General features: G+C 39.2%; 23 protein-coding genes. 15 read left to right on the top strand and 8 right to left on the bottom strand.

Annotation, left to right across the window (positions count from 1 at the left end):
* Window positions 1-9 precede the first annotated feature (9 nt).
* Window positions 10-939, bottom strand: coding sequence for an AEC family transporter (locus KHS79_RS05595; protein WP_094786326.1), 930 nt, complete (start codon window positions 937-939; stop codon window positions 10-12).
* A 159-nt stretch (window positions 940-1,098) separates the two neighbouring features.
* Here KHS79_RS05595 and gcvA point away from each other — a divergent pair, with 159 nt between their 5' ends.
* The 8 genes from gcvA to metG all read left to right on the top strand — a co-directional run bounded on the left by gcvA (window position 1,099) and on the right by metG (window position 10,700).
* Window positions 1,099-1,980 carry a transcriptional regulator GcvA gene (gene gcvA / locus KHS79_RS05590; RefSeq protein ID WP_212717401.1) on the top strand — a complete coding sequence of 294 codons (882 nt, stop codon included), beginning with the start codon at window positions 1,099-1,101 and terminating at the stop codon, window positions 1,978-1,980.
* 750 nt (window positions 1,981-2,730) lie between these two features.
* Window positions 2,731-3,759, top strand: coding sequence for an adenylate/guanylate cyclase domain-containing protein (locus KHS79_RS05585; protein ID WP_212717399.1), 1,029 nt, complete (start codon window positions 2,731-2,733; stop codon window positions 3,757-3,759).
* 785 nt (window positions 3,760-4,544) lie between these two features.
* Complete coding sequence (locus KHS79_RS05580) at window positions 4,545-5,561, top strand: amino acid ABC transporter substrate-binding protein (protein ID WP_212717397.1); 1,017 nt, start codon at window positions 4,545-4,547, stop codon at window positions 5,559-5,561.
* 193 nt (window positions 5,562-5,754) lie between these two features.
* Complete coding sequence (locus KHS79_RS05575; protein WP_094786330.1) at window positions 5,755-6,942, top strand: amino acid ABC transporter permease; 1,188 nt, start codon at window positions 5,755-5,757, stop codon at window positions 6,940-6,942.
* A gap of 4 nt (window positions 6,943-6,946) precedes the next feature.
* A complete protein-coding gene (locus tag KHS79_RS05570; protein WP_212717395.1) occupies window positions 6,947-8,047 on the top strand; it encodes an amino acid ABC transporter permease in 1,101 nt (366 codons plus the stop codon).
* A gap of 66 nt (window positions 8,048-8,113) precedes the next feature.
* Window positions 8,114-8,842, top strand: a complete 729-nt coding sequence (locus tag KHS79_RS05565) for an amino acid ABC transporter ATP-binding protein (protein WP_165773569.1) — start codon at window positions 8,114-8,116, stop codon at window positions 8,840-8,842.
* A gap of 75 nt (window positions 8,843-8,917) precedes the next feature.
* Window positions 8,918-9,130 (top strand): hypothetical protein, encoded by a 213-nt coding sequence (locus KHS79_RS05560; protein ID WP_212717393.1) that lies wholly within the window; start codon window positions 8,918-8,920, stop codon window positions 9,128-9,130.
* 46 nt (window positions 9,131-9,176) lie between these two features.
* Complete coding sequence (metG, locus tag KHS79_RS05555; protein WP_212717391.1) at window positions 9,177-10,700, top strand: methionine--tRNA ligase; 1,524 nt, start codon at window positions 9,177-9,179, stop codon at window positions 10,698-10,700.
* Window positions 10,701-10,724: 24 nt separating this feature from the next.
* Here metG and KHS79_RS05550 read toward each other — a convergent pair whose 3' ends face one another.
* Window positions 10,725-11,327 (bottom strand): TatD family nuclease-associated radical SAM protein, encoded by a 603-nt coding sequence (locus KHS79_RS05550; RefSeq protein ID WP_212717390.1) that lies wholly within the window; start codon window positions 11,325-11,327, stop codon window positions 10,725-10,727.
* A gap of 317 nt (window positions 11,328-11,644) precedes the next feature.
* On the opposite strand from KHS79_RS05550, the gene KHS79_RS05545 reads away from it, so the two are divergent.
* The 3 genes from KHS79_RS05545 to KHS79_RS05535 are packed head-to-tail and all read left to right on the top strand — an operon-like array spanning window position 11,645 to window position 14,324.
* Window positions 11,645-12,121 carry a hypothetical protein gene (locus tag KHS79_RS05545; protein WP_094786337.1) on the top strand — a complete coding sequence of 159 codons (477 nt, stop codon included), beginning with the start codon at window positions 11,645-11,647 and terminating at the stop codon, window positions 12,119-12,121.
* Window positions 12,061-13,503 carry a hypothetical protein gene (locus tag KHS79_RS05540; RefSeq protein ID WP_212717388.1) on the top strand — a complete coding sequence of 481 codons (1,443 nt, stop codon included), beginning with the start codon at window positions 12,061-12,063 and terminating at the stop codon, window positions 13,501-13,503. Before KHS79_RS05545 ends, KHS79_RS05540 begins: the two co-directional genes overlap by 61 nt.
* Window positions 13,504-13,517: 14 nt before the next feature.
* Window positions 13,518-14,324 (top strand): MlaA family lipoprotein, encoded by an 807-nt coding sequence (locus tag KHS79_RS05535; protein WP_212717386.1) that lies wholly within the window; start codon window positions 13,518-13,520, stop codon window positions 14,322-14,324.
* Window positions 14,325-14,742: 418 nt separating this feature from the next.
* On the opposite strand, the gene yaaA is transcribed toward KHS79_RS05535, so the two are convergent.
* A complete protein-coding gene (yaaA, locus tag KHS79_RS05530; protein WP_212717384.1) occupies window positions 14,743-15,525 on the bottom strand; it encodes a peroxide stress protein YaaA in 783 nt (260 codons plus the stop codon).
* Window positions 15,526-15,747: 222 nt separating this feature from the next.
* On the bottom strand, window positions 15,748-16,074 hold the full coding sequence (locus KHS79_RS05525) for a hypothetical protein (protein WP_027708106.1): 327 nt from the start codon (window positions 16,072-16,074) through the stop codon (window positions 15,748-15,750).
* Between the two features lie 569 nt (window positions 16,075-16,643).
* Between KHS79_RS05525 and KHS79_RS05520 the strand changes: the two genes are divergently transcribed.
* From KHS79_RS05520 to KHS79_RS05505, 4 genes are all read left to right on the top strand, one after another.
* Window positions 16,644-18,317, top strand: a complete 1,674-nt coding sequence (locus KHS79_RS05520) for an adenylate/guanylate cyclase domain-containing protein (protein WP_212717382.1) — start codon at window positions 16,644-16,646, stop codon at window positions 18,315-18,317.
* 482 nt (window positions 18,318-18,799) lie between these two features.
* The gene (locus KHS79_RS05515) at window positions 18,800-19,108 is read left to right on the top strand and encodes a hypothetical protein (protein ID WP_027708104.1); all 309 of its coding nucleotides are present in this window, start codon (window positions 18,800-18,802) and stop codon (window positions 19,106-19,108) included.
* A 221-nt stretch (window positions 19,109-19,329) separates the two neighbouring features.
* Window positions 19,330-19,533: an alternative ribosome rescue factor ArfA gene (gene arfA, locus KHS79_RS26325; protein WP_212717380.1), complete on the top strand. Its 204-nt coding sequence runs from the start codon at window positions 19,330-19,332 to the stop codon at window positions 19,531-19,533.
* Between the two features lie 118 nt (window positions 19,534-19,651).
* Window positions 19,652-20,230, top strand: coding sequence for a uracil-DNA glycosylase family protein (locus KHS79_RS05505; protein WP_212717378.1), 579 nt, complete (start codon window positions 19,652-19,654; stop codon window positions 20,228-20,230).
* Between the two features lie 142 nt (window positions 20,231-20,372).
* Here the strand turns inward: KHS79_RS05505 and KHS79_RS05500 are convergent, their stop codons facing one another.
* The 4 genes from KHS79_RS05500 to KHS79_RS05485 form a co-directional block, all read right to left on the bottom strand.
* Window positions 20,373-21,131, bottom strand: a complete 759-nt coding sequence (locus KHS79_RS05500; protein WP_212717376.1) for a lipopolysaccharide kinase InaA family protein — start codon at window positions 21,129-21,131, stop codon at window positions 20,373-20,375.
* A 137-nt stretch (window positions 21,132-21,268) separates the two neighbouring features.
* The gene (locus KHS79_RS05495; RefSeq protein WP_212717374.1) at window positions 21,269-22,015 is read right to left on the bottom strand and encodes a lipopolysaccharide kinase InaA family protein; all 747 of its coding nucleotides are present in this window, start codon (window positions 22,013-22,015) and stop codon (window positions 21,269-21,271) included.
* 8 nt (window positions 22,016-22,023) lie between these two features.
* Window positions 22,024-22,440, bottom strand: a complete 417-nt coding sequence (locus KHS79_RS05490; protein WP_157365428.1) for a VanZ family protein — start codon at window positions 22,438-22,440, stop codon at window positions 22,024-22,026.
* 28 nt (window positions 22,441-22,468) lie between these two features.
* Window positions 22,469-23,140 (bottom strand): pseudouridine synthase, encoded by a 672-nt coding sequence (locus KHS79_RS05485; RefSeq protein WP_456156798.1) that lies wholly within the window; start codon window positions 23,138-23,140, stop codon window positions 22,469-22,471.
* Window positions 23,141-23,162 lie beyond the last annotated feature (22 nt).

Raw genomic sequence — 23,162 nt, 5'->3', positions numbered from 1 at the left:
GTTTACCTTTTAGATGAGCCATTGCGTTAAGGTAGAAAGGTAAACAGGAATTATGAGTACGCCCAGTGCGGTGCTGGTTAGTACTGCAACAGAGGCTTTTTGGGGGTGCACATTGAGTTCAACAGCAAGCGCGATGGTATTCGCAGCTAGAGGGACAACAGATATTAGCAGCATCACTTGAATCATAATGTCATCCAACCACTGATGGAAATGTTGGTCTAGTAATATCACTATAATGACACAACAGGGCCACAGTAAGTATTTACTTAGGGTGGTCAGGCCGATTAATTTCCAGTCAATATCCTTCCGTGTTACGGAAGACAACGCAAAGCCAATCATCATCATCCCCAGCATGGTATAGCTGCTTTTGAAAATGGGTAGTTGATCAGTAATGATTGAGGGCAGTTCTAATTGCGTCAGGTTTATCAGCAAGCCCGCTAAAAATGCATAAAAGAAGGGCAGCCTAATCAGTTTTTGTATGCTTTTGCGCACATCATACTGACCTCGTGCAGTGATATAAAAGCCCGCTGTATATTCAAAGAGAGTAATGCCAAGCATGGCAAAAATAACCAGCGCTACACCGGTTTCGTCAAGAATTGCCATGGCAACAGGTAGACCAAAATAGCCGGTATTACCGGTACTGCATGATAGGGCAAATAGGTGGCGTGTATTGTCTTGCCAAAACAAGCGACCAAACTTAAGCGCTATGAGCGCCATTGTCAGGCTGAAAAGGAAAAAGAAGATGGGAATGAGTGAGTACATTGGTAAGAGCTTAGCTTGAGCAATGCCACTGAACACCACAATAGGGGAGAGCAAATAAAGTAATAAAGTAGAAATTGTTTTTAGCTCGATAGTGAAACGTTTGCCCAAGGTAAAGCCAATCATCACCAAAATGAATAGGAAGCTCACTTTGGTCATTAAAAAACCAGTACTAACCATAACTATGTACTTCTAAGTAATGAGAATAGAGTAAGTCTGAAGTGATTTCAGTGATTAAACTTACTGTTGTAAAACATGGTGATTACAACGAGTTAGCATAAAATAAGCAAACGATTAAACTTAGGGCTATCATGAGTTTTTCTCATAACAGGTTGATGCATGGCACGTAAACTTCCACCACTTAATGCATTAAAAACATTTGAATCGGCAGCGCGACTTCAGAGCTTTACGCTAGCAGCGGAAGAGTTATGCGTGACACAAGGTGCAGTAAGCCGGCAAGTGAAAAAGCTGGAGGCTTATTTAGGGTTTGATTTATTTGCTCGGCAAGGTCAAAAACTAATTCTGACGGCAGCAGGTCTTCAATATCAAGCAGCGATTGCGAGTGCCTTAAATATTTTAAGTGATGCCACTCAGAGTGTCATCAGTGCTCATCGACCCAGTGAGCTGTTGACTATTAGTGTATTGCCTTCACTCAGTACACGCTGGTTGATTCCACGGTTAAACCAGTTTAAGCAACATTACCCACACTATGTCCTTAATGTCATTACCCGAGATAACCTGACAGAGTTATTTCCTCCAGGTGTTGATGTCGTTATTCGTAGTGGGCAGGGTGGCTGGCCTGGTATGCAAGCGGACGAACTCTTTATTGAAAAACTTATTCCTGTCTGTCATCAGGATATTATCAAAGAGAAAGTTAGCACTGCCGCTGATTTAATGAAGTACACCCTTTTAGAGCATACGTCGCGGGATAAAATCTGGCAGCGCTGGTTTAATGCACAACATATTGATAAACCCCAATTTCAGCGGATAGGTATGGAGCATTTTTTTATGCTTATCCAAGCTGCCTGTGAGGGGCTGGGGATTGCTCTAGTACCAGACTTTCTAGTGAAAGATGACCTTGAAAGTGGGCGACTGGTGCAACCTATCAATATTACCTATGAATCAGGTTATCGTTACTTTGTCCTTACTAAAAAGCAACAAAGTAATCCTAAAGTGGCTGACTTTATTCAGTGGTTACTTACTTGGTATAAATTCTCATAAATTAGTTAAAAGGTATCTCAAAAAATGCACTTCTTCCTAGATAACGGTGTCAGTGCTGAACGCTAATCCTTATGAGTTTTCTTATACACTCTTCGCTAGGCAATATACTGTGGCTCTCTATGCAGCTGCTTACTTTTTTTCAGAAAGTCACTATTCTTAGAAGTGCCCTAAAGACAAAATTTGTTGTATAGTTCACAAAAAATACACTAAAAAAGAAACTAGTTCACTTATATGGAATTTATGAGCTAGAATTAGGTCTCATTATGAGCAATTGAAGATAATTCTGCTGCTTAAGAGTAATCAATATTTAGATATTGATAATTCTGCTGCTTAAGAGTAATCAATATTTAGATATTGATAATTCTGCTATTATTGATTGTCGTCCCAAGTAATGCATTTAGGTGCATGAGTACCCTGAAATATATATTATAGCGTAGACTTGAGTGGTGCTACGCCAAGTTTATTGTAGGCATGCCTACAGTCTCGTATATGCCCAAACTCAGGGCAAAAATCACAACGATAATAATTAATTATATATTGGATATACTCTTTATGAATTGTCATAAAGTGGAGTGTATTCCTTTTGTTTTTAAATGGTTTTTTTAGAGAAAATAAATTTTTTAATAAATTAAAGTTATGAGCTTGTAAGGTAAAAAAACGGGGTGTTAGTTTTTAAAGTGAGGGTCCAGTCAGCTGGATTTGGGAGTTAGCTTGATTAAATTGAAAGAAGTATTTGAAAGGAACTCACGAATGAATGATAGATTAATGTATTTTGGTAGTATGCTAGTGCAGAAAGGTATCGTAAAAGTTATAACTATTATGCTGATAAGCGGTATCTTAGGTTACATATACTCACTTAATAGTGATCGTACGTTTTACCATGTTATTACCTTAAGTATTTTAGTTAGTTTGTTGGTGTCTTTTACTGAGCTAAATAGGGTTATGACGAAAGTTGCAGAAGTTTTTGTGCAGTTAAATCAGCTCATATTTGCATTAGTCTTAAGCGTTGTTGCAACACTGATAATCAGTGTTGTTGAGTATTATAGCTTGGTGAGTACGCAGATATTTATACCCCAATGTAGTCAGCCTTTTTTAGCACCTAAAATGTGGCATGATATTATTTATAGTTTTTTGCTGGCGCTGGGTTTGAATTTTATTTTGCGTATTAAAACTCATTTAGGTACAGCAACATTTTGGGGGCTTTTTCTAGGGAAGTATAGAACACCGATAAACGAGCAGCGCGTATTTATGTTTATTGATTTAGTGGGATCAACTGGCTTAACGAGAGAATTAGGTGATAAGTTAGCACAACAGTTTTTTTCTCATTTTTTTGCTGATATTGCGGGTATCGTTTCAAAATATGGTGGCTTTATGCAGCGAGTAATTGGTGATGAAGTACTGGTGACATGGCAAATGAAAAACAATGCAGATAATCAGCGTTGTATTCAGTGTGTGGAGTCACTTTGTACGTTAATGGAAGCAAGAAAAGATGAGTACCTAAAACGGTATGGTAAAGCACCTGACTTTCGTATCAGTATTCACTCTGGAGATGTTTTAGTCGCTGAGGTCGGTACGATTAAACGAGAATTAGTTTTTTTTGGTGATACGATAAATACCGCAGCAAAAATGATGACAGTAAGCAAAGAAAAGAATGCAAGAGTGATCGCTTCAGCACGTTTTATGGAAAGCATAAAACTACCCGAAATCTTTTTAAGTAGAACAGTGACGACATCAAGTCAAACGCTGCCTGTTAAATGTATAGCGCTAGAACTGAAGTGATTTTTCTAAAATTTTGAGAATAAAATATTGTAACTTTCATAATCTAAAAGGAAATAACTTTTCTAGTTGTTATTACGAGTTACTCTGGACTTTTAGTTTGCAGTGAAAATTAGTAGTGATCAAAGTTAAATTTTTTCGAATTAATGGTAAGTGCATGAGGTTACAAAAGGTTGTAGTACTTAAGTTTCTAACTGTAACATTGCTTTACTGTTTGTGATTAAACGTAGATTCGTTTTAATTTAATTTTAAATATTTGAAGTTCGTCAAATCTTTTCAATTTATTAATCATTTCAAGACGATTTTCACGTTGCATTGTGAAGGGATTGTTGTTTAATTAGCCCACGCACATTCGTCTTTTACGTATTGTACTGCGAAAAGTCCTTATCAAGGTCTCTGACGGAGTGCAACGCAAAAAGCGAAAGTAATATTCCCAAAACGAAGGGTTTTTATACCCCTAGGGCACAAGGGTGCGGCCGTCAAGCAATGAAGCCCCAGAAACTTATATAAATAAGTGACTGGGGTGGCAGTTGAATGCTCCTGCATAAACTGCATTCCCACCATCCTTGGTGGTCAAGAGCGCTGACAACAAACCCTAAAAAGGATTCGTGAAGGGGGTAACAAAAGGAATTCCTGTTGTAGCTTTCGAGAAGGGTTACAACCAAAGGATGTTAAAGAGAGTGTTTATAGGTTAAGGGGCCTATTTAAGGAACAAGCGAGTACTGCTGTTACTGACCAGTAGTAAAGGAAGACCCCCTGTAAAATTCTAATAAGATAAAGGAAAAGTGATGAAAAAAATAAGTATATGTGCAGTATTAACAGCTGTTTCTGTATCTTTTCCCATGATGGCAAGTGCTGCTGATAGCACAGTTAAGTCTGTGCAAAAACGTGGCTATGTCCAGTGTGGAGTAACGACTGGCTTGCCAGGGTTTTCTAATCCTGATGACAAAGGCAAATGGCAGGGAATTGATGTGGATGTTTGCCGTGCAGTTGCTGCTGCAGCTTTGGGTGATGCAAACAAAGTAAAATATACTCCCTTAACCGCAAAAGAACGTTTTACCGCACTTCAGTCTGGTGAAATTGATTTACTGTCTAGGGTAACTACCTGGACAATAACGCGAGATGCCTCCCTGGGACTTAACTTTACAGGGGTTACCTATTATGACGGCCAAGGATTTATGGTCAGTAAAGAGTTGGGCGTTAAAAGTGCAAAAGAGTTAGATGGTGCTTCGGTGTGTATTCAGTCTGGCACCACTACCGAATTAAATTTAGCTGACTATTTTAGACAGAATGGAATGAAGTTTGAGCCGGTTGTTTTTGATACGGCAGACCAAACTGCAAAAGGATTTGAAGCAGGACGTTGTGATGTCTTAACGAGCGACCAATCTCAACTTTATGCATTACGTATAAAACTATCTAAACCTGATAACGCAATGGTATTGCCTGAAGTGATTTCAAAAGAGCCTTTAGGGCCTGTTGTTCGGCAAGGTGACGATCAATGGTTTAACTTGGTGAAATGGACACTTTTTGCCATGGTTAATGCTGAAGAATTAGGTTTGACTTCATCGAATATTGAAAAAGAAAAGAAATCAAAGAATCCAGAAGTCCAACGCTTTATTAATGGTGAGGGTTCCAAAGCACTTGGTGTACCTGGTGACTGGGCTTATCAAATTGTTAAGCAGGTGGGTAATTATGGAGAAATCTTTGAAAGCAATGTAGGAGCAAGTTCACCGCTTAAAATTGAGCGTGGTTTGAATGCCCTTTGGACAAAAGGTGGGATTCAATACGCGCCACCTATGCGCTAAATATTCACTAATAACATAAATATCAGTAGCTGCTTTATGCTCATTAATACAAATCACTCGTTAAAGGTATAAAGTAGTTGCTGAAATAATTGTAAGCACAGGAAAAGTGCGATCAAAAAACAATAACCCTGAAGTGAATTGTCGAAAATAACAATAACCTGACCACTTACAGATACAGTGGAGATCATTGCTTATGCCGGAAAAAAAGAAGGATCTGGCTAAGGGACGTACGGCTTTTTGGAATGACCCTGAAAAGCGATCCATGCTTTATCAAATCATTATGTTAGTGATTTTGATAATATGCGGTGCTTATATTATCTCGAATACACTGCATAACCTCGACTCTAGAGGTATCAAAACAGGGTTTGACTTTTTATGGTCTGAAGCCGGATTTGGTATAAACCAGAGTCTTATTGAATATGACGAAAGTCACTCATATGGGCGTACATTTTTTGTTGGCTTGTTAAATACCATACTGGTGGCATCGTTGGGCATTCTTCTGGCTACCATACTTGGTTTTACTATTGGCGTCGCGAGGCTATCTAACAACTGGTTAATTGCAAAAATTTCTGCTGTTTATATTGAAACATTTCGTAATATCCCTCTATTGCTGCAAATTTTCTTTTGGTACTTTGCGGTACTTAGACCCTTACCTAGGCCCAAGCAAAGCATTGAATTATTTGATGTTTTCTTTTTGAATAATCGTGGGCTTGCCATGCCTGCGCCTAACATTTTGGAAGGCTTTGGTTGGGTGCTGCTTGTATTTGCATTGTCTTTGATTGCGGTTATAGGCGTAAAGCGCTGGGCTAAGAACAGGCAGGATACGACAGGTAAGGGCTTTCCTATTATTAGTGTGTCTCTTGCTATCATGCTTGGTTTACCTGCCCTGACATACCTTTTCGTTGGTAGTCCCATTGATTGGGAAGTACCTACTCTGCGTGGGTTTAACTATCGGGGTGGTATTACGGTTATCCCTGAATTACTTGCGTTATTACTGGCTTTGAGTGTGTACACTGCGGCATTTATTGCAGAAATTGTCAGGTCGGGTATTTTATCCATTAATAAAGGCCAGACGGAGGCATCATTTGCATTAGGCCTTTCACGTCCTAAAATGCTTAAATTAGTGATTATACCTCAAGCGATGCGGGTCATTATCCCACCATTAACCAGTCAGTACCTTAACTTGGTTAAAAACTCTTCTTTGGCCACAGCGATTGGTTATCCCGATTTAGTATCTGTTTTTGCGGGTACAACGTTAAACCAAACAGGTCAGGCCATAGAGGTTATTGCTATGACAATGGCTGTGTATTTGACGTTGAGTTTGCTTATTTCATTGTTTATGAATTGGTATAACAAACGAATTGCATTGGTGGAGAGGTAATAGCATGATTCATAGTGATAAAAAATTGCCTGATTTACCCCCACCACGACGTTCTGATGGGGCCTTTGGCTGGATTCGAGCGAATCTATTTTCCTCCGTTACGAATACATTATTAACGCTACTAGCAGTTTACTTACTTTATATTGGCTTAGTGCCATTGATTCAATGGGCATTTATTGATGCCAGTTGGGTTGGAGAAACTCGTGATGATTGTGCGGTCGGTGGTGCATGCTGGGTATTTATTAAGACACGTTTGAATCAATTTGTTTATGGTTTTTATCCTGAGGAGCTTTATTGGCGAGTCAATTGGGTTTTTATTCTTTTTGGTGTGTTAATTACGTTGCTTATTGCAGAAAAAACACCTTATAAAAAGTGGATCGTTATCTTTACGTTGACGGTATTTCCCATTATTACTTTTTATTTGGTTTATGGTGGTGCATTTGGCTTAGAGGTTGTTGAAACCCATAAATGGGGTGGTCTGATGTTGACCCTGATTCTTGCTGTTGTGGGAATCGTTGCAGCATTGCCGTTTGGTATTTTGTTAGCGCTTGGTCGACGCTCAACCATGCCAGTAATTAAAACGTTTTGTACGTTATTTATTGAAATTTGGCGTGGTGTACCACTAATTACCGTATTGTTTATGGCTTCTGTTATGTTGCCACTTTTTATCCCAGAAGAAATTGTTTTTGATAAGCTGGTAAGGGCATTGATTGGTATTGTGATGTTTCAATCAGCTTATATGGCAGAAGTTGTCAGAGGTGGGTTGCAAGCCATTCCCAAAGGGCAATATGAAGCTGCGAGTGCATTGGGATTATCTTACTGGAAAATGATGGGGCTCATTATTTTACCACAAGCACTTAAGTTAATGATACCTGGTATCGTTAATACGTTTATTGCCTTATTTAAAGATACCAGTTTGGTCTTGGTTATTGGCTTATTAGACTTGTTGGCTATCGTTCAAGCAGGTTTGGCTGATGCAAAGTGGGCGGGTTACTCGGTTGAAGGGTATGTGTTTGTAGGGCTGGTTTTTTGGGTGTTCTGTTTTGGAATGTCGCGTTATAGCCAGGCATTAGAAAAGAAATTAGATACTGGGCATAAATCATAATAATTAGGGAGTCGTATCATGAGTAATGAAGTACAGCAAAACCTTATGGCAATCTCTGATGAGGTTATGGTGGAAATGCGCAGTGTCAATAAATGGTATGGTGAGTTTCATGTTTTAAAGGATATTAATATAACCGTAAGGCGTGGCGAACGAATCGTATTATGTGGTCCTTCAGGGTCAGGAAAATCAACCACAATACGATGCATTAACCGGTTAGAGGAGCATCAAACCGGTGATATTATTGTTGCAGGTACACCTTTAACTAATGATCTTAAAAATATAGAGGTGATCCGGCGCGAAGTGGGTATGGTGTTTCAGCACTTTAATTTATTTCCTCATTTAACCGTTTTAGAAAACTGTTGTTTGGCACCTGTCTGGGTGAGAAAAATGCCAAAAAAAGAGGCTGAGGAAATAGCAATGAATTACTTAAAACGGGTGAAGATTCCTGATCAGGCACTTAAGTATCCTGGGCAGTTATCAGGAGGACAGCAGCAGCGGGTTGCTATTGCAAGAAGCTTATGTATGAATCCCGAAGTGATGCTGTTTGATGAGCCAACTTCAGCTTTGGACCCAGAAATGATTAAGGAAGTGCTGGATACCATGATTGAGTTGGCTGAAGATGGTATGACCATGCTCTGTGTAACTCATGAAATGGGCTTCGCGAAAACAGTTGCAAATCGGGTAGTCTTTATGGACGGGGGGCAAATTATCGAAGAAAACTGTCCACATGAATTTTTTAATAATCCTCAGTCAGAAAGAACCCAACTCTTTTTAAGTCAAATCTTACAGCACTAGTCTAGATGAACTTGGCAGCAGACTATACCCTTCGTTGTGAGTAGACAATCAAAGGGTATCTGCTGTTTAGTGTTAATGAAAAAAGAGGATGCAAGCTTTCCAAAGTTTTGTTATCTTGAAGTATATGAACAGATCAACAGAAATATCTCTATTCAAAATGATGCCCATGACTACACAACGAATGTTGTGCGGAATGGGCTGCCTGCTTTTCTGATTCTTTTTTTGGTAGTACCCATTCCTGATCAAAGTGTGTTGACTGGAGTGGGGAAAATAGCCGCCTTTTATTAAGTCTACATTTCAGTCAAGTTTAACCTTGCTATATGGAGACTTAATCATGACTAATATAATTACAACCCCCATTTTTTATGCTAATGGTGCTCCCCACCTTGGACATGCTTATAGTGGATACCTTGCGGATGTATTTAAACGTTTTCATTCGCTGACCAGTGATAATCCCTGTTGTTTGATTACTGGTACTGATGAGCATGGACAAAAAATTCTTGAGGCTGCGGAATGTAGTCAAGTAGGCATACAGCAGTTTGTTGATGATAAAGCACAAACATTTAAAGCGCTATGGCCAGAGTTAGCGGTTCAAGTTGATGTTTTTGTAAGAACCTCAGAAGAACAACACCTAAAATTAATCCAGACTATTTGGCATAAACTACTGGAAAAAGGGGATGTATATCTCGGCTATTATCAAGGGTTATATTGTCTAGGTTGTGAACAGTATTATACAGCCTATGAGCTGGAAGATAACTGTTGTCCGATTCATAAAGCGCCAGTTGAAAACAAAAGTGAAGAAACATACCTGTTCAGACTTGATGCTTACCGACAACAGTTGATTGAGCATTACTTAAATTCATCGGACTTTATTACACCAAACTATTACTGTCAGGTGATTCTAGACTACTTAAATCAAGGGCCACTAGAGGATTTATCCGTATCCCGTGTGAATATTCCATGGGGCATCAAGGTGCCTAATCACCAAGAGCACACCATTTATGTTTGGATAGATGCTCTTTTTAGTTATATCACGGCTATACAAAAAGCGGGATTTGATTTGGGTGTATTGGCGCAAACGACCCATATTATTGGTAAAGATATTTTAAAATTTCATGCTATCTATTGGCCAGCACTGTTACTTGCCGCAGACTTACCGCTACCTAAAAAACTAATTGTGCATGGTTGGTGGACGATTAATGGTCAAAAAATAGCTAAGTCTAATCCTAAGACACTGATAAGTCCTAAAGATTTAGTAGATAAGCTGACCTGTGATGGTTTACGGTATGCGTTATTTCGGCAAAAACACGTTGCCAGGGATGGTAATATTGTAATTAATGAGCTGATTGAGAGTATTAATGCTGATTTAGCAAATAATTTTGCTAATTTGGTAAAGCGAAACCACACCATTGTATTGAAATACTTTGCTGGCAATATTGATGCAAAGGTTATTAGTCAGCGTGCTTTGGCTGACGAAAGTAAACTTACTATTCAGTGTTGTGAGCAGGCCATTAATGAGATATTTAATTATTACAAGCGATTTGACTTTCATAATGTTTCTTTATTATTAAAAGATACACTAGACCATTGTAATCGTTTTTTTCACCAGCGAGCGCCATGGGAAATTAGTAAAGGAAAAGATAATATATCAGTACAAGAGACCTGCCTCGTTATTTCAAACTTGTTACGGTTAGTGGCTACTGCTGCTTATCCACTTGTGCCAACTTTGGCTAGACAGGTGCTGCAAGAACTTGGTGAGGATATAGTGACGTGTCAATGGCCGTCAGTATGTGACATTAAATCAATTACAATTAATAAAGCGCTTAGTCACTTTAAAAGGCTAGAAAAAGAACATTAGCATTGGCTTTTATTGGTATCGTAATTAGCCTACCTGGTCTAAAAAGCGTTTTTTGAAGTGGACGCCTGCTTGTTTAGCGATTTTTTCACAGGTGGCGGTATCGACCCCAGGCAGCCCTTCTATAGCGGTGATGGTAACATGTTTGATGTAGTGCGGAGAGAGTTTTATAAAGTCGAGTAATTCCTGATAAGCATTGGGGAGTTGAGGTTTACAGTGTGTGTTATATACATTCTCATTTTGGGCATTCAGTGAAATGGATATGCGGTCAACGCAGGCTGCAAGCTCGGGGAGAATATTGCGCTTATGAAGACGATTACCTAAGCCATCCGTATTTACCCGAACATTTCCACCATGGGCTTTGACATAGTGGGCTACGCTGAGCAAAGTTTTAAGATTTAATGTTGGCTCACCAAAGCCGCAAAAAACGACTTCTTTGTACTGGGCAGGGTTTTCTAATAGGGGAATAATGACTTCAGCCGTTGGACGCTTTGATAACTTTAATTGATAGTCATGGACCTGAGTAGAACCATTGTGTTTGGGGCAAAACTGGCAGCGAAGTGTACAACGGTCAGTCAGATTGATATACCGACTGTTGCCTATATCGTAAACTAAGGTGTCCGCTGTCATAAGTCTGTTATCCTGAATGCATGAGAAATAGCTAAGCGTAGTGTATGAGTATTGGCCGCTATCTACCTTGATGCTTGTCAAACGCATAGCACAGTATGATAACTAGAAATAAAAGCTATTCTATTGGGGTATATACACGCATTGTATGCTTATATAAGTAAGGAGAAATGCCTCTTTCATCTTAACGTTAGATTTTAAAGACAGGGTTGCGACTTTCTCATAACATCATAAACTATGTATGAGTAATCAATATCAAATGATAATAATTAATGCTGTAAACCATAACAGTAACCTATAGGGATGTAGACATAAGGATTATGGCAACAATTACCATTGTTTCTTCAGATCAGGCTAAGCAGAGTCGATACTGGGTACATACGATTGTAGAACGATTGGCAGCTGAGCACTTCACTATAGAACAACAACAGCCTTCTTTATCGTCGGTTTCTCCGCCTCACCGTCAGGTTATTTTGGTGTGTGAGACTTCTCCTACTAATATGGCGCCAATAGGTTATCAAGAGCTTTTTAGTGAAATAAAACAGGTTAATCCTATCTTAGCGGGGTTAAGCTATGGCGTTATAGTTTTTACACCCCTCACAGTGATGGAAAGTGTTGGTCACTGTTCTACCACACTGATCGATGAGCATTTGCTTGAGTTATATGCAAAGCGCATCTTAGAGCCGTTGAAACTTAAACTTGATCAAACAGACACGGTTGACCATAAGTTGTCGGCATGGTTGAGTCGTTGGGTAGCCAATACGCAGGTTCCTCAACATATTCAGAATTACTCTTAGAGTACACAAAGGATAATCGAGCCTTTACTATGGATGGATGTTCTAGCCATAAATTTTCTCAAGTAGTTTCTATTAAACTGTTTAAAGTATATCACTATAATTTACGCCTGTTTTTGGGGTTGATACTGTGCTCATCACTAGCTTATGCCAAATATGATTTTCCGATAAAAAACCCATTCTTTGCTACGATTGCCACTTCTCCACCTGAGTTTAGACCTCAGCTTATCGATGAAAAGGAAATTTTAGAAGAGACATTTAAATTAAAAGTGTTTCCTAAACGAAAATTACCTAAAAATCTATGGGATGTAGCTGAACTACCTATTAATATTGCATGGCAAGAAAAAAAAGCACCAATAATAGTTATTATTGCTGGCACGGGAGGAAGTTATAATGAACAGAAAATGGAGTATTTAAAGAAGCTTTTCTACGGAGCAGGTTTACATGTATTACAAATATCCTCTCCAACAAACTATGACTTTATTGCGTCGGCTTCAACGAGCTTTGTGCCTGGTATTAGTCAACATGATGCAGTTGATCTGTATTACGTTATACAGCAAGCTTTTGAATATATTAAGGTTAATCATTCTATAGATGTCTCTAAAATATTTTTGACAGGATATAGTCTTGGTGCTTTAGATGCAGCATATTTAGGTGATCTTGATGCTAGAAAAAAACGTATTAACTTTTCTAAAATATTATTGCTCAACCCTCCAGTCAATCTTTACACGTCTATCACTAACTTAGATAAAATGATTCATGCTAAGATCCCTGGCATTGAATCAGCTGAGCAGTTTTTTAATCATATTTTTAATAAATTAGCTAAATTTTTTGCTGAGTATGGTCGTATTAATGTTGATGATGCTTTGCTTTTTGACTTACAAGGCTCTGGTCATGCAATGACTCGAGAAGAGATGGCTGCACTTATTGGTATTGTTTTTCGTTTTGCTGTTGCTGACATGAATTTTACATCAAATCAGCTTGGTAAAACTGGTATATATTTGCCGGTTAGTCAGCGGGTAACGGTAAGTACATCATTGACCCGTTACCTGCGGCGAGTACTTATTTGTGACTTTGAGTGTTATGTTCAACAACGGGTTTACCCTTATTGGAAGCAGGAAAACCCCACTAAAACATTGAATGACTTAATGAACAATGTCAGTTTATACCGTATTCAGTCTTTCTTGAGAAAAGCGGATTATATTGGCGTTATGACAAATGCGGATGACTTTATTTTGGGTGAGGGCGATCTGCAATTTATTAAGGATACTTTTCAAGCCGGTCGTTACACCATATACCCTTATGGTGGTCACTGTGGAAACTTAAATTACAAACAAAATGCTAGGGATATACTCGCATTTTTTGAATTAGCGTTAAGTAGGTAGGAAAACAGCTCATTATGAAATATTTTCTTTCTATCGTGTTATGCTTATGGGCGTTTTCGAGCTATGGTGATAAACAACTCCCGGAGCCAGCTAAAGATGGCTTTAAACACCCTTTGAAAACGATTGATTATACACAGAAAGCAGATCGTTTAACACCGACCCCCGATAGTTTAAACTTTCTTATTGTGTATGACCCTTTGGAAGGCATTAATCGACGAATCTATAAGTTTAACTATCTTTTTGATGAGTATGTTTTTTTACCCGTTGTTTCAGGTTATAAAACCGTAACTCCTGAGTTTATGAGAGCAGGAGTTTCAAATTTTTTTTCGAATATTGGTGAAGTACCCACTATTGTCAACTCATTGTTACAATTGCAAATAAAAAATACGACGAAAAGCTTCGGACGTTTGTTGATAAATACAACCTTAGGTATTTTTGGCTTGTTTGATCCTGCATCTGCAATGGGATTGACCGCATTTAAAGAGGACTTTGGTCAAACATTAGCATACTGGGGAGTGGGTGAAGGCCCTTACCTTGTTTTGCCTTTTTTAGGTCCCAGTAACTTGAGAGATTCGACTGGAATCTTTGTGGATATTGTTACAGAAAAAGAAATTAATTTTTTAAATGTTGCTAGTGTTAGAAAAGATCATAATGAACTTTTCGCTTTACAAGCTATCAACCAACGTTATGTAACACCCTTTCGTTATGGAGATTTGGGGTCACCATTTGAATATGATTTAGTCCGCTATTTATATACTGAAGCAAGAAAGTTAAAAGTTGAAATAAAAGAAAATGTGAATCAGGAAGTTATAAGTGAGTAGTTGAGTAGTAACCAGGGGGATCATGTATTAAAGCAATTTCTATAAAAGCCATTTTCCTATAGCTAAAGCACTGTGATACAACAATTGGATAAATCCCGTTGAACACGCCGTGAATCGATCCTTGGAGGCTTGGTTGCCGCATCCTTGCGGCAAACAGTTCAACTTGAGTTATCCAACCGTTGCTTACTAATAACATATATCGAAGTACAATTGGTGTTTGTTTAATATATACCCGTCACGAATGATTTCTCGGTTTTGTTATCTTCACTCCTCACCCGCAATCACCTATTAATATAGGCTCATGGGGCTTCGTCACTCGATGGCCGCACCTAAAAACCATTCGTATTGGGTATGGCGTACGTGAAAATAGAGCAAGAAGGTTGTTTGCAGTGCTTAAATTTGTTTATGAAACAGGTAATTAGCCATTATTTATTTTTCGTGTAAATACCCAATTATCATTAGTTGAGAGCTGTTCGTTAAACTGGTAGCCTGCCTCGTTAAACTGTTTGATGTCGGCAGGATGAGTAATTTTGTTTTGAATAATATAACGCGCCATCATGCCCCTTGCTTTTTTGGCATACATACTGATTATTTTATAGGTACCATTTTTATAGTCCTTGAAGCTAGGGGTGATAATATCAGCATTGAGCGATTTTTTATCAATTGCTGAGAAATATTCGTTTGAAGCCAGGTTGATGAGAATATTATCACCCTGTTGATCGAGTTGTTGGCGAACATGTGTGGTTATAGTACTTTGCCAAAAGTCATACAGTGATTTTCCTTTTGGGTTAAGCAGTTTTGTGCCCATTTCCAATCGATAGGGCTGGATGAGGGTTAAAGGTTGAAGTAAACCATATAGACCAGAAAGAATACCTAGGTGGGTATTAGCAAACTGGAGGTCTTCCTGACTGAATGCATCGATATCAAGTCCTGTGTAAACGTCGCCCTTGAAGGCATAAATCGCTGGACGACTATTCTCTTTAGTATGCTTTGCTTGCCAGCTAGCGTAACGAGCGACGTTTAAACTCGCTAATTTATCGCTAAGCTTCATCAGTTGACTAATATCGGAAACGGAGAACTGGCGGAGTATCTCAATAAGTTGTGCAGCTTGCTGTGTATATTGTGGCTGTAAAACTGCAAGGTTGCTAAGAATTGGGCTGGCAAAGTCAAGGGTTTTTGCCGGAGAAATAAGCATTAACATTGTGTGTTCTCATCCAAAGCTGGGTTTCTATACTTCTCTTACAGAGTATTTATTGGTCTTATAGTGAACTATACCGAGTGAATGTCAGAGAAGTAAAGGTGAGAACAGTTGTTAAGAAAAAAGGGCCTCACGTTAAGTAAAGGCCCTATACTGACGGAGTAGGTATTACAAGTGAGAAACCCTAACTATTAAAGGGATCTCTGGTCAGGCATATAAGGTTGATTATAAGTGGATATCACCTTTTTTGTTGATGCCATGACCGAATGCTTCAAGGTCTACAACATAGTGCAGCACTTTTTTGTCAAAATCTACTGAGAGCATTAATTTTGCTGTTGCAAAGCCAACACTGCCACCAAGTTGAGCTTCAGGATGCTGAGGATCAATTTGTACATGACCAACATTAACACCTAGTAACGTTGCATTTGCGACTAAAGAGAGTTTTGACAGGTTCAGGCTATATGACAGGGAAAGTGGTCCCCAGTTTATTTGTCCATGAGTATTCTGTAAAAGCTCTTTGTCAAAGTTATAAGGAGCTGCATTCGTTGCCATATCATTATCCTCGGTAAGGAAGTCTATTGGTTTTGAATACCATTGATTAAAGTCGCTAGTAGAATGGTTGCGTGACAGCTGGTCACCTTAGCTGACTTGCATACCCAAATGAAAAATCAGGTAGTTAATCAGAGATGGTATAACTTATAAATGCATGGACCTGGGTAAGGTTATGCATTGGTTATGGATAATAGAGGATGTTCTTGTACTTGTGATGAAGGATATATGTAGGATGGATGGAGTAATCATGATACTAACATTATAGTGTTAGTATCATGATGATATTTAATTTTTAACTAACGATGACAGTGTTTCACTCACAAGATAAAGTAATCATTTTTTTACTCTTAATTATTTGGGGAGTGTTATTTTTAATTGAGGTTGATTAGTTTAGTGAATTCTAACTGCTGCCCTAATGACAGACGTAAATTCAATCAAATAGAGAACATTCTAAATTATATACCCACAACGAAGGGTTTTATGTGGGACTAGTCTTAACAGACCAGTTTAGCTCCACTTAAAAATTCTTCGCTTTGGGACTCTTCAAATGCTACTGTGGAGATCGATACTTGCAGCCGAAGAATTTAAGGGCAAATTTAAGACTTTATTCTGGACTGATTTTATTTGCATTTGTGTTGATGCACTTAGTTAATCACAGCATGGGGTTGTTTGACATTCATTGGCAAAATGCTGCCCGAAAATGGTTACTGGCACCTTGGAATACCCCGGTTGGCCAAATGCTTATGTTAGTAGCCGTTTTAACCCACTTGGTAAATGCTATATGGGTTTTAGCCCGAAGAAATATGCTGGGTATTGCAGGGTGGGAGTGGCGGCAGATTGTTTCAGGCTTGTTGATACCGCTCATGTTGGTACAGCATGTATTGGCGACAGATGTTTTAGTCGATAGATTTGCCGTAGACCATGACTATTATTCTATTCAACTGATTTACTGGTATTTAGCGCCAGATAAAGGCCTTTGGCAGGCAGTGACTTTACTGCTTGTTTGGTATCATGGTTGTTTGGGTATTCATTATTGGTTACGAGTTAATCGTTGGTATCAAGGTCAACAAAGTTACTGGCTTGGGGTTGCAGTATTAATACCTGTTTTAGCACTTGCTGGGTTTATAGCAAGCGGACGTCAGTTAGTGAGAATGCTCGATGAAACGCTTATTGCAACAATAAAAGCTCAAGCAAACTTAACGGGTGACTATTTTACTGTGGTTGAAAACTATACTTCTTATGCTTGGATAGTTTATGCGTTTATTTTGCTATTACCGCTAATAGTGCGAGGGCTAAATTACTTTTGGTTACGGCAGCAAACGGTCGGTCAGTTATGTTTAGCCAATGGCCAAAACATACGTCTTTTTCGAAATACCTCACTATTAGATACCTTTAGACAGCATGGTATTCCTCATGCTGCTATTTGTGGCGGTAGAGGAAGGTGCACTACTTGTCGGGTATTAATTACTGCTGGTGAAGCTGCTTTAGCACCACCTAATGCAGTTGAAAAGCAGGCTTTGGATAAAATCAATGCACCAGCACATACTCGTTTGGCATGTCAGTTATATCCAACAGGTACCATTTCAGTCCAGCCGCTTTTATCTCCTGATGTAAGGGCTTCCGCAAGTAAACGGCCGGGTGGGCTGGATGGGCATGAACGAGAAGTCGCAATACTCTTTTTAGATCTTCGAGATTCAACGCGTTTAGGAGAGCAACGTTTACCCTATGATGTGCTGTTTATTTTGAACCAGTTTTTTGCGGAAATGACTGCTGCATTGCATGAAACTGAAGGGCATTATGCTCAATTTGCTGGTGATGGTTTGATGGCATTGTATGGTTTAACTGAAGAGAAACACATGCGTATTTGCCGGCAAGCCTTAAAAGGTGTGGCGTTAATGCAGGAAAAATTGAAGCGTCTTAATGGGGTACTGTCTTCTGAGTTGCTAGCACCCTTGTCATGTGGCATAGGCTTACATTTTGGACGGGTAATTGTGGGTACTATGGGACCACCTGCGGCACAAATTATCAGCGCAATTGGTGATGATGTGAATATTGCCGCGAGACTGGAACAGCAAAGTAAGGTGGCAGGATACCCTATTATTATTTCCTGTGCATTTTTATCAATTTTGGAGATCGATACCCATGAGTGGGCAAGCTATACCATGCAGCTAAAGGGTAAAACTCAAGAAATTACTTTTTATGGTTTTTATGAAATTCCTGAAAGTTGGTTGCTTGGTAATTAATGTTTGATGAGTACATTGATCTCATTGTCAGCGAATAATTAGTAGTCATGATTGTAGAACTGTTAAAAATACTTCATAAAATAATCATGAATTTTCGCTAAAAACGTGTTGCAGTTAGTTAACGAGCTGCTAACCTCTTAGTTGAGTTGATTTACAGTTTTTAAGCTCTTTTCCAAAGTATACCCATAATGAATCATTTTTAGGTGTCAAAATAAAGTGGTATATACTCACAGCGAAGGGTTATTTAGGCGAGGCCACCGAGCGATGAAGCTCCAGGAGTTTAGATAAACTAAATGACTGGGGTGAAGAGCGATGGTAACAAAGCCTAAAAATCATTCGCGAAGAGTATAGGTAAACTAGACTTTAAGTTTTTTTTAGATAATTTATTTTAATTCTGCGTGTAGGAAATTACATAGAGAAATTCTGTTTACCTGTTTAGGTAAAAGATAGCCAAACTTATTTCAAAGGGAGATTGGTAAGTTATGTCCACAGAAATTAAAAACTATCATGTTTTATTTTATGGTGGCCCAGAAGGCTATCAAACAAACCGTGCCCAAATAGCATTGTATGGCTCAGATGGTAAAACAAAAGGGTATGTTCGCTTTAACGATCCAGGAATGCAATACGAAAATGACTATGAAAGTAGTGGCATCATTCGGATGCACTTACCATCAGCTATGTTTGAAAATGTAATTGATGTATTACGTAACGAGAAGCCTGTTTATCTTTACTTTGCTCAAGGTAGAGGTTTCTTGTCTACTTCGAAAGAGCCTATTGGTGAAGGCGAATAGCGACATTACTATTTCCCTCCTTAACGAGGGACTTTGAGTTTATCTTCCCTGATGTACATTACCCTTGCCTTTAGCAGGTCAGTGACTGGCCTGCTTTTTTGCGTTTGGTGTAAAAATTTATTATGATGCTGCCCCAAGTTCGCAGCTTGCAGCATATGCATCGCAGCGAATAACTTGTGGGATCAATTGTTTTAAAATGGAAACCAGGAAGATAAACTATTATGGCAACTTCAACAAAACCTAAGCGTCGAGCTCTGGGTAAACAGTTAGTGATGCAGCGACAGTTCCGCAGCCAGACAGAAAAGCCGAAAAAAGGTAAAGGCTCATACAGTCGCAAAGCCTTTAAAAAAGCCTCCAAGTATTCATGCTCGGAGGCTTTTTTTATGGTACACCTTAAACGCGCTATTCACGTTAAAACTGCTTGATCCTTCCGTATATCCTCTTTTCATTAAGCGCCTTCTGCAGTTATTGACTCCCGCTCAAATTCCTACATCATATCATTCAAATAGTGTTAACAGGCCCTAGTATTGGATGCAATGAGCGATGATCTCACTTAAAGACTTATTGGCAGACATCAGACAGTGTGATATCTGCAAGGAGCACTTGCCGCTGGGAGCTAACCCCGTGTTGCGTGCAACCGAAACTGCAAAGATTTTAATTGTGGGACAAGCTCCTGGAACGCGTGTTCATGCTACCGGTATTCCGTGGAATGATCCTAGTGGCGATCGGTTGCGTATGTGGCTGGATTTGGACCGTGAACAGTTTTACGATGAAAGTAACATCGCCATTATACCTGTTGGTTTATGTTATCCGGGAAAAGGTAAAAGTGGTGATCTTCCTCCTCGTCCTGAATGTGCTCCTAAGTGGCATCCCTTACTCCGTCCCTTAATGCCCAATATTCAGTTTACTTTATTAGTAGGGCAATATGCGCAGCAATACTACTTGCAAGATCAGCATAGAACACTAACAGCTCGTGTTAGTCATTGGCAGCAATGCTTACCTGACTACTTGCCACTCCCTCACCCATCCCCTCGAAATACGTTATGGTTAAGAAAAAATCCATGGTTTGAGGCTGATGTTGTGCCTTTTCTTCAATCCCATATACGTAAAATATTATTATAAAATGACTGGCCCTGCTGCTCAGGGCTGTCACCTATAAATTTGCCTTAAAACCACTCTTTAATAAGCATTTTTGCCCAAAGTTTGGGTCGCACTTGTCGAACACGCGGCAAATCCCTCTCCTTGGAGTCTTGTTTTTATGGACTTAACTGGCACAAAGGTAGTGCTGTCGCTTATCCACGTGCTGGTAGTGGTCAATAAAATACTGTATATCCTGTTCAGGAATAATGTTTGCGTGTCGAATAAAACGTTGTAAGTCATGATTACAGTGTTTTTTTGTATTGAATACGCGTTTGGTTTTTTCTAAATCTATTAAGTAGATTTGAAAAGATGCGGGATTTTCAGCATTAGTGACAAAAATATGTTTTGGATAAAGACAGTTATGAACTAAATGATGGTTGTGAAAGTTCCGTAAGCATATTGCCAGAGAGCTAAGTAATTTTTCACGAGTTGTTAATGTTGCTTTTGAGTAACGTTGATACCAGTTTTCTAAACTGCAGTAGCCATCGAGTGCTTTGGTGATTAATACCGCTTGTTTTTTGCCATGGTGAGTGCGTTCTGCGTAGAGGAGGGGTTGAGGGGCACCAATACCAAGATGATAAAGTCGTTTTAAGTTATTAAATTCGCGGTAAAAAGTAGGAATGCCAGTAATAGGATGTTGAATGCTAAAGGTATTATGATTTTCTTGGCGTTTTATAAATATGTTGATGTGATTACCGGAAGCCGTATGTAACTGATGTTCACTGACACCACTCCAACCATTTCGTCGTTGATTGGGTGGTTCAAACCATGGGAGTTTAGCCTCCCATACCTGCTCAAAACTACTCAGTTGATTTTGCTTTAACAGCTCCGCAACTGCTTGTGAGGCAACAATAAAGTGACTTAAACGGCTTAAGTGATTCATACAGCTTTGCTACCACTTTTTATTTATTATTGTCACCGTATGGTAATGACATTGCCCCAAAAGGGAAATGTCATAGCTTTTATGTAGTTCTCACTTTCAAAAATAAAATGTAAAGCCCTCCATTTCTGAGTACAACTTTACTGTTGGGATAGCTGCTGTATGAGCTTGTGCTGAATATGTGAAAATTTCGATAAGTTTTTGAAATACTCATCGAAAAACATTTTTAAGTGACTGGGTGAAAAACCCGAGGCGTGACGCAAGAAACAATCTAAATCTTTATAGCGGCCTTGGGCAGAAATCGGGGTATAACGGACTTTTTCTAAGTCAATTAGACGCATATCAAATGTATTTTTTTCATCAGATTTAATGAAAACATGATTAGGGTATAAGCAGTAGTGTGCGAGTTTATGGTGATGAAGCTGTTTAATAATGGCTGCAAGCCGCTTAAAAGCTGTAGCTAGCTGATGTTCATCTGGTTTGCTTTTGTACCACTCGCCAAAACTTTGATAATTCTCAAGGGCTTTAGAAATTAAAATAGCTTGATGGTTGTTTTTTTCTTTTCGTTCCTGGTAATACACAACATCTAAAGTAGGGACATTGAGTGCCTGAAGCTTCAGAATGCTAATCAATTCGCGACGATAGGTTGGCTCGCCAGAAAACGGGTGACGTAAACTACGCGTATTGTGATTTTCTTGTCGCTTAATAAAGTAGCGGTGAGGATGCCCATTTGAGTCTGTTAATGTGTACTCAATGACACCACTCCAACCATTACGTCGGTGGTTGGGAGCTTCAAACCAAGGTGTGGTTAAGTCCCAAAAGTCATTAAAGTGGATAAGTTGTTGTTGCTTTGCAAGTGTGGCAAAAGAGGGACATAGATACTGCATATCAGTCCTTAATCTTGCTGGTGTGGGCTAGAAAGCATGGGATGCTGCCAACGCCAGTTAATAAGTGGCAGGTGTTTAAAGCCAGGGATGAGTAATCCATAACAAAGGATACCAGAAGTATCAGCCAGCAGGTCTAGCCAGGAGGCGGAGCGGTAAGGGATAAAATACTGCACAGCTTCGATAAATACACCATAACCTAGTAAGCCAAGCCATTTCTGATAATTAAATGTGCTTGTGGGCCAGGCGGCATCGACTAAATAGGCTAACACTAAAAAAGCAAATCCGTGCTTAAGTTTATCGCTGGTATGTATGAGGGGATCAACGACTGCTGGGCTGAAAGCAAGTATTGAAATTGCAATTAAACAAATGCTCAATGCCAGCCGTGCTAGCAATACATAGTTATTTTGTAAGAATTTAGTAATCATTTGCATAACATATTGATAATCATATTTTTTATCGAAGTTTAGATGGCTTGCGTTGAGATTGCTGTGACCGATAGCGCGCTATTAATTGCCAAGGGTTTTGTAGGATTATTGATTCACCAGGCTGCAGCTTTCCTATATGCCAAGGGCCTATTTGTGCACGGATTAATCTTAAGGTTGGATAACCAACAGCGGCTGTCATACGCCGGACTTGCCGATTGCGTCCCTCAATGATTGTTATTGCTAACCACTGGGTGGGGATTGATTTACGCTCTCTAATGGGAGGCTCTCGTTGCCAAAGTGCTGTAGGAGGGGGGATGAGTTCAACAGTGCTCGGCAATGTTAATCCATCATTGAGCATGACGCCATCGCGTAATTGCTGTAAGGCATGACTACTGGGGATGCCCTCTACTTGTACCCAGTAAGTTTTCGGTAATTTGTGCTTAGGGTGAGCAATAGTGTGTTGTAGCCGGCCATTATTGGTTAAAAGCAATAAGCCTTCGCTGTCACGGTCTAAACGTCCTGCAGCGTAAATGTTTTGAATGGATAAATAGTCAGCGAGTGTTTGCCGTTGTTCACCATCAGTAAATTGTGACAGTACTTGGTAAGGTTTATTAAATAAAACCACCATCACGTTTGGGTCATGCTGGTTGACATCTGTGCGATGAGTTTTCTGTTTATGCGTTGACTTCTTAAAGGGCATAGCTATGTCTTAACCCTTAAAC

The organism is Zooshikella ganghwensis, assembly GCF_018263875.1.
GTDB classification, from domain to species: Bacteria; Pseudomonadota; Gammaproteobacteria; order Pseudomonadales; family Zooshikellaceae; genus Zooshikella; species Zooshikella ganghwensis.
The sequence above is the reverse complement of the archived record's forward strand: the minus strand, read 5'-3'. Positions and strand labels throughout refer to the sequence as shown.

What these genes read in the sequence shown, in the direction of transcription:
- KHS79_RS05595 (WP_094786326.1), bottom strand. Translation starts at nt 939, where the DNA reads ATGGTTAGTACTGGTTTTTTAATGACCAAAGTGAGCTTCCTATTCATT.
- KHS79_RS05575 (WP_094786330.1), top strand. Translation starts at nt 5,755, where the DNA reads ATGCCGGAAAAAAAGAAGGATCTGGCTAAGGGACGTACGGCTTTTTGG.
- gcvA (WP_212717401.1), top strand. Translation starts at nt 1,099, where the DNA reads ATGGCACGTAAACTTCCACCACTTAATGCATTAAAAACATTTGAATCG.
- KHS79_RS05540 (WP_212717388.1), top strand. Translation starts at nt 12,061, where the DNA reads ATGGTTGAGTCGTTGGGTAGCCAATACGCAGGTTCCTCAACATATTCA.
- KHS79_RS05515 (WP_027708104.1), top strand. Translation starts at nt 18,800, where the DNA reads ATGTCCACAGAAATTAAAAACTATCATGTTTTATTTTATGGTGGCCCA.
- KHS79_RS05500 (WP_212717376.1), bottom strand. Translation starts at nt 21,131, where the DNA reads ATGAATCACTTAAGCCGTTTAAGTCACTTTATTGTTGCCTCACAAGCA.
- KHS79_RS05570 (WP_212717395.1), top strand. Translation starts at nt 6,947, where the DNA reads ATGATTCATAGTGATAAAAAATTGCCTGATTTACCCCCACCACGACGT.
- KHS79_RS05565 (WP_165773569.1), top strand. Translation starts at nt 8,114, where the DNA reads ATGGTGGAAATGCGCAGTGTCAATAAATGGTATGGTGAGTTTCATGTT.
- KHS79_RS05485 (WP_456156798.1), bottom strand. Translation starts at nt 23,140, where the DNA reads ATGCCCTTTAAGAAGTCAACGCATAAACAGAAAACTCATCGCACAGAT.
- KHS79_RS05585 (WP_212717399.1), top strand. Translation starts at nt 2,731, where the DNA reads ATGAATGATAGATTAATGTATTTTGGTAGTATGCTAGTGCAGAAAGGT.
- KHS79_RS05550 (WP_212717390.1), bottom strand. Translation starts at nt 11,327, where the DNA reads ATGACAGCGGACACCTTAGTTTACGATATAGGCAACAGTCGGTATATC.
- KHS79_RS05525 (WP_027708106.1), bottom strand. Translation starts at nt 16,074, where the DNA reads ATGGCAACGAATGCAGCTCCTTATAACTTTGACAAAGAGCTTTTACAG.
- arfA (WP_212717380.1), top strand. Translation starts at nt 19,330, where the DNA reads ATGGCAACTTCAACAAAACCTAAGCGTCGAGCTCTGGGTAAACAGTTA.
- KHS79_RS05560 (WP_212717393.1), top strand. Translation starts at nt 8,918, where the DNA reads ATGAAAAAAGAGGATGCAAGCTTTCCAAAGTTTTGTTATCTTGAAGTA.
- KHS79_RS05580 (WP_212717397.1), top strand. Translation starts at nt 4,545, where the DNA reads ATGAAAAAAATAAGTATATGTGCAGTATTAACAGCTGTTTCTGTATCT.
- KHS79_RS05495 (WP_212717374.1), bottom strand. Translation starts at nt 22,015, where the DNA reads ATGCAGTATCTATGTCCCTCTTTTGCCACACTTGCAAAGCAACAACAA.
- KHS79_RS05545 (WP_094786337.1), top strand. Translation starts at nt 11,645, where the DNA reads ATGGCAACAATTACCATTGTTTCTTCAGATCAGGCTAAGCAGAGTCGA.
- yaaA (WP_212717384.1), bottom strand. Translation starts at nt 15,525, where the DNA reads ATGTTAATGCTTATTTCTCCGGCAAAAACCCTTGACTTTGCCAGCCCA.
- KHS79_RS05535 (WP_212717386.1), top strand. Translation starts at nt 13,518, where the DNA reads ATGAAATATTTTCTTTCTATCGTGTTATGCTTATGGGCGTTTTCGAGC.
- KHS79_RS05490 (WP_157365428.1), bottom strand. Translation starts at nt 22,440, where the DNA reads ATGATTACTAAATTCTTACAAAATAACTATGTATTGCTAGCACGGCTG.
- KHS79_RS05505 (WP_212717378.1), top strand. Translation starts at nt 19,652, where the DNA reads ATGATCTCACTTAAAGACTTATTGGCAGACATCAGACAGTGTGATATC.
- metG (WP_212717391.1), top strand. Translation starts at nt 9,177, where the DNA reads ATGACTAATATAATTACAACCCCCATTTTTTATGCTAATGGTGCTCCC.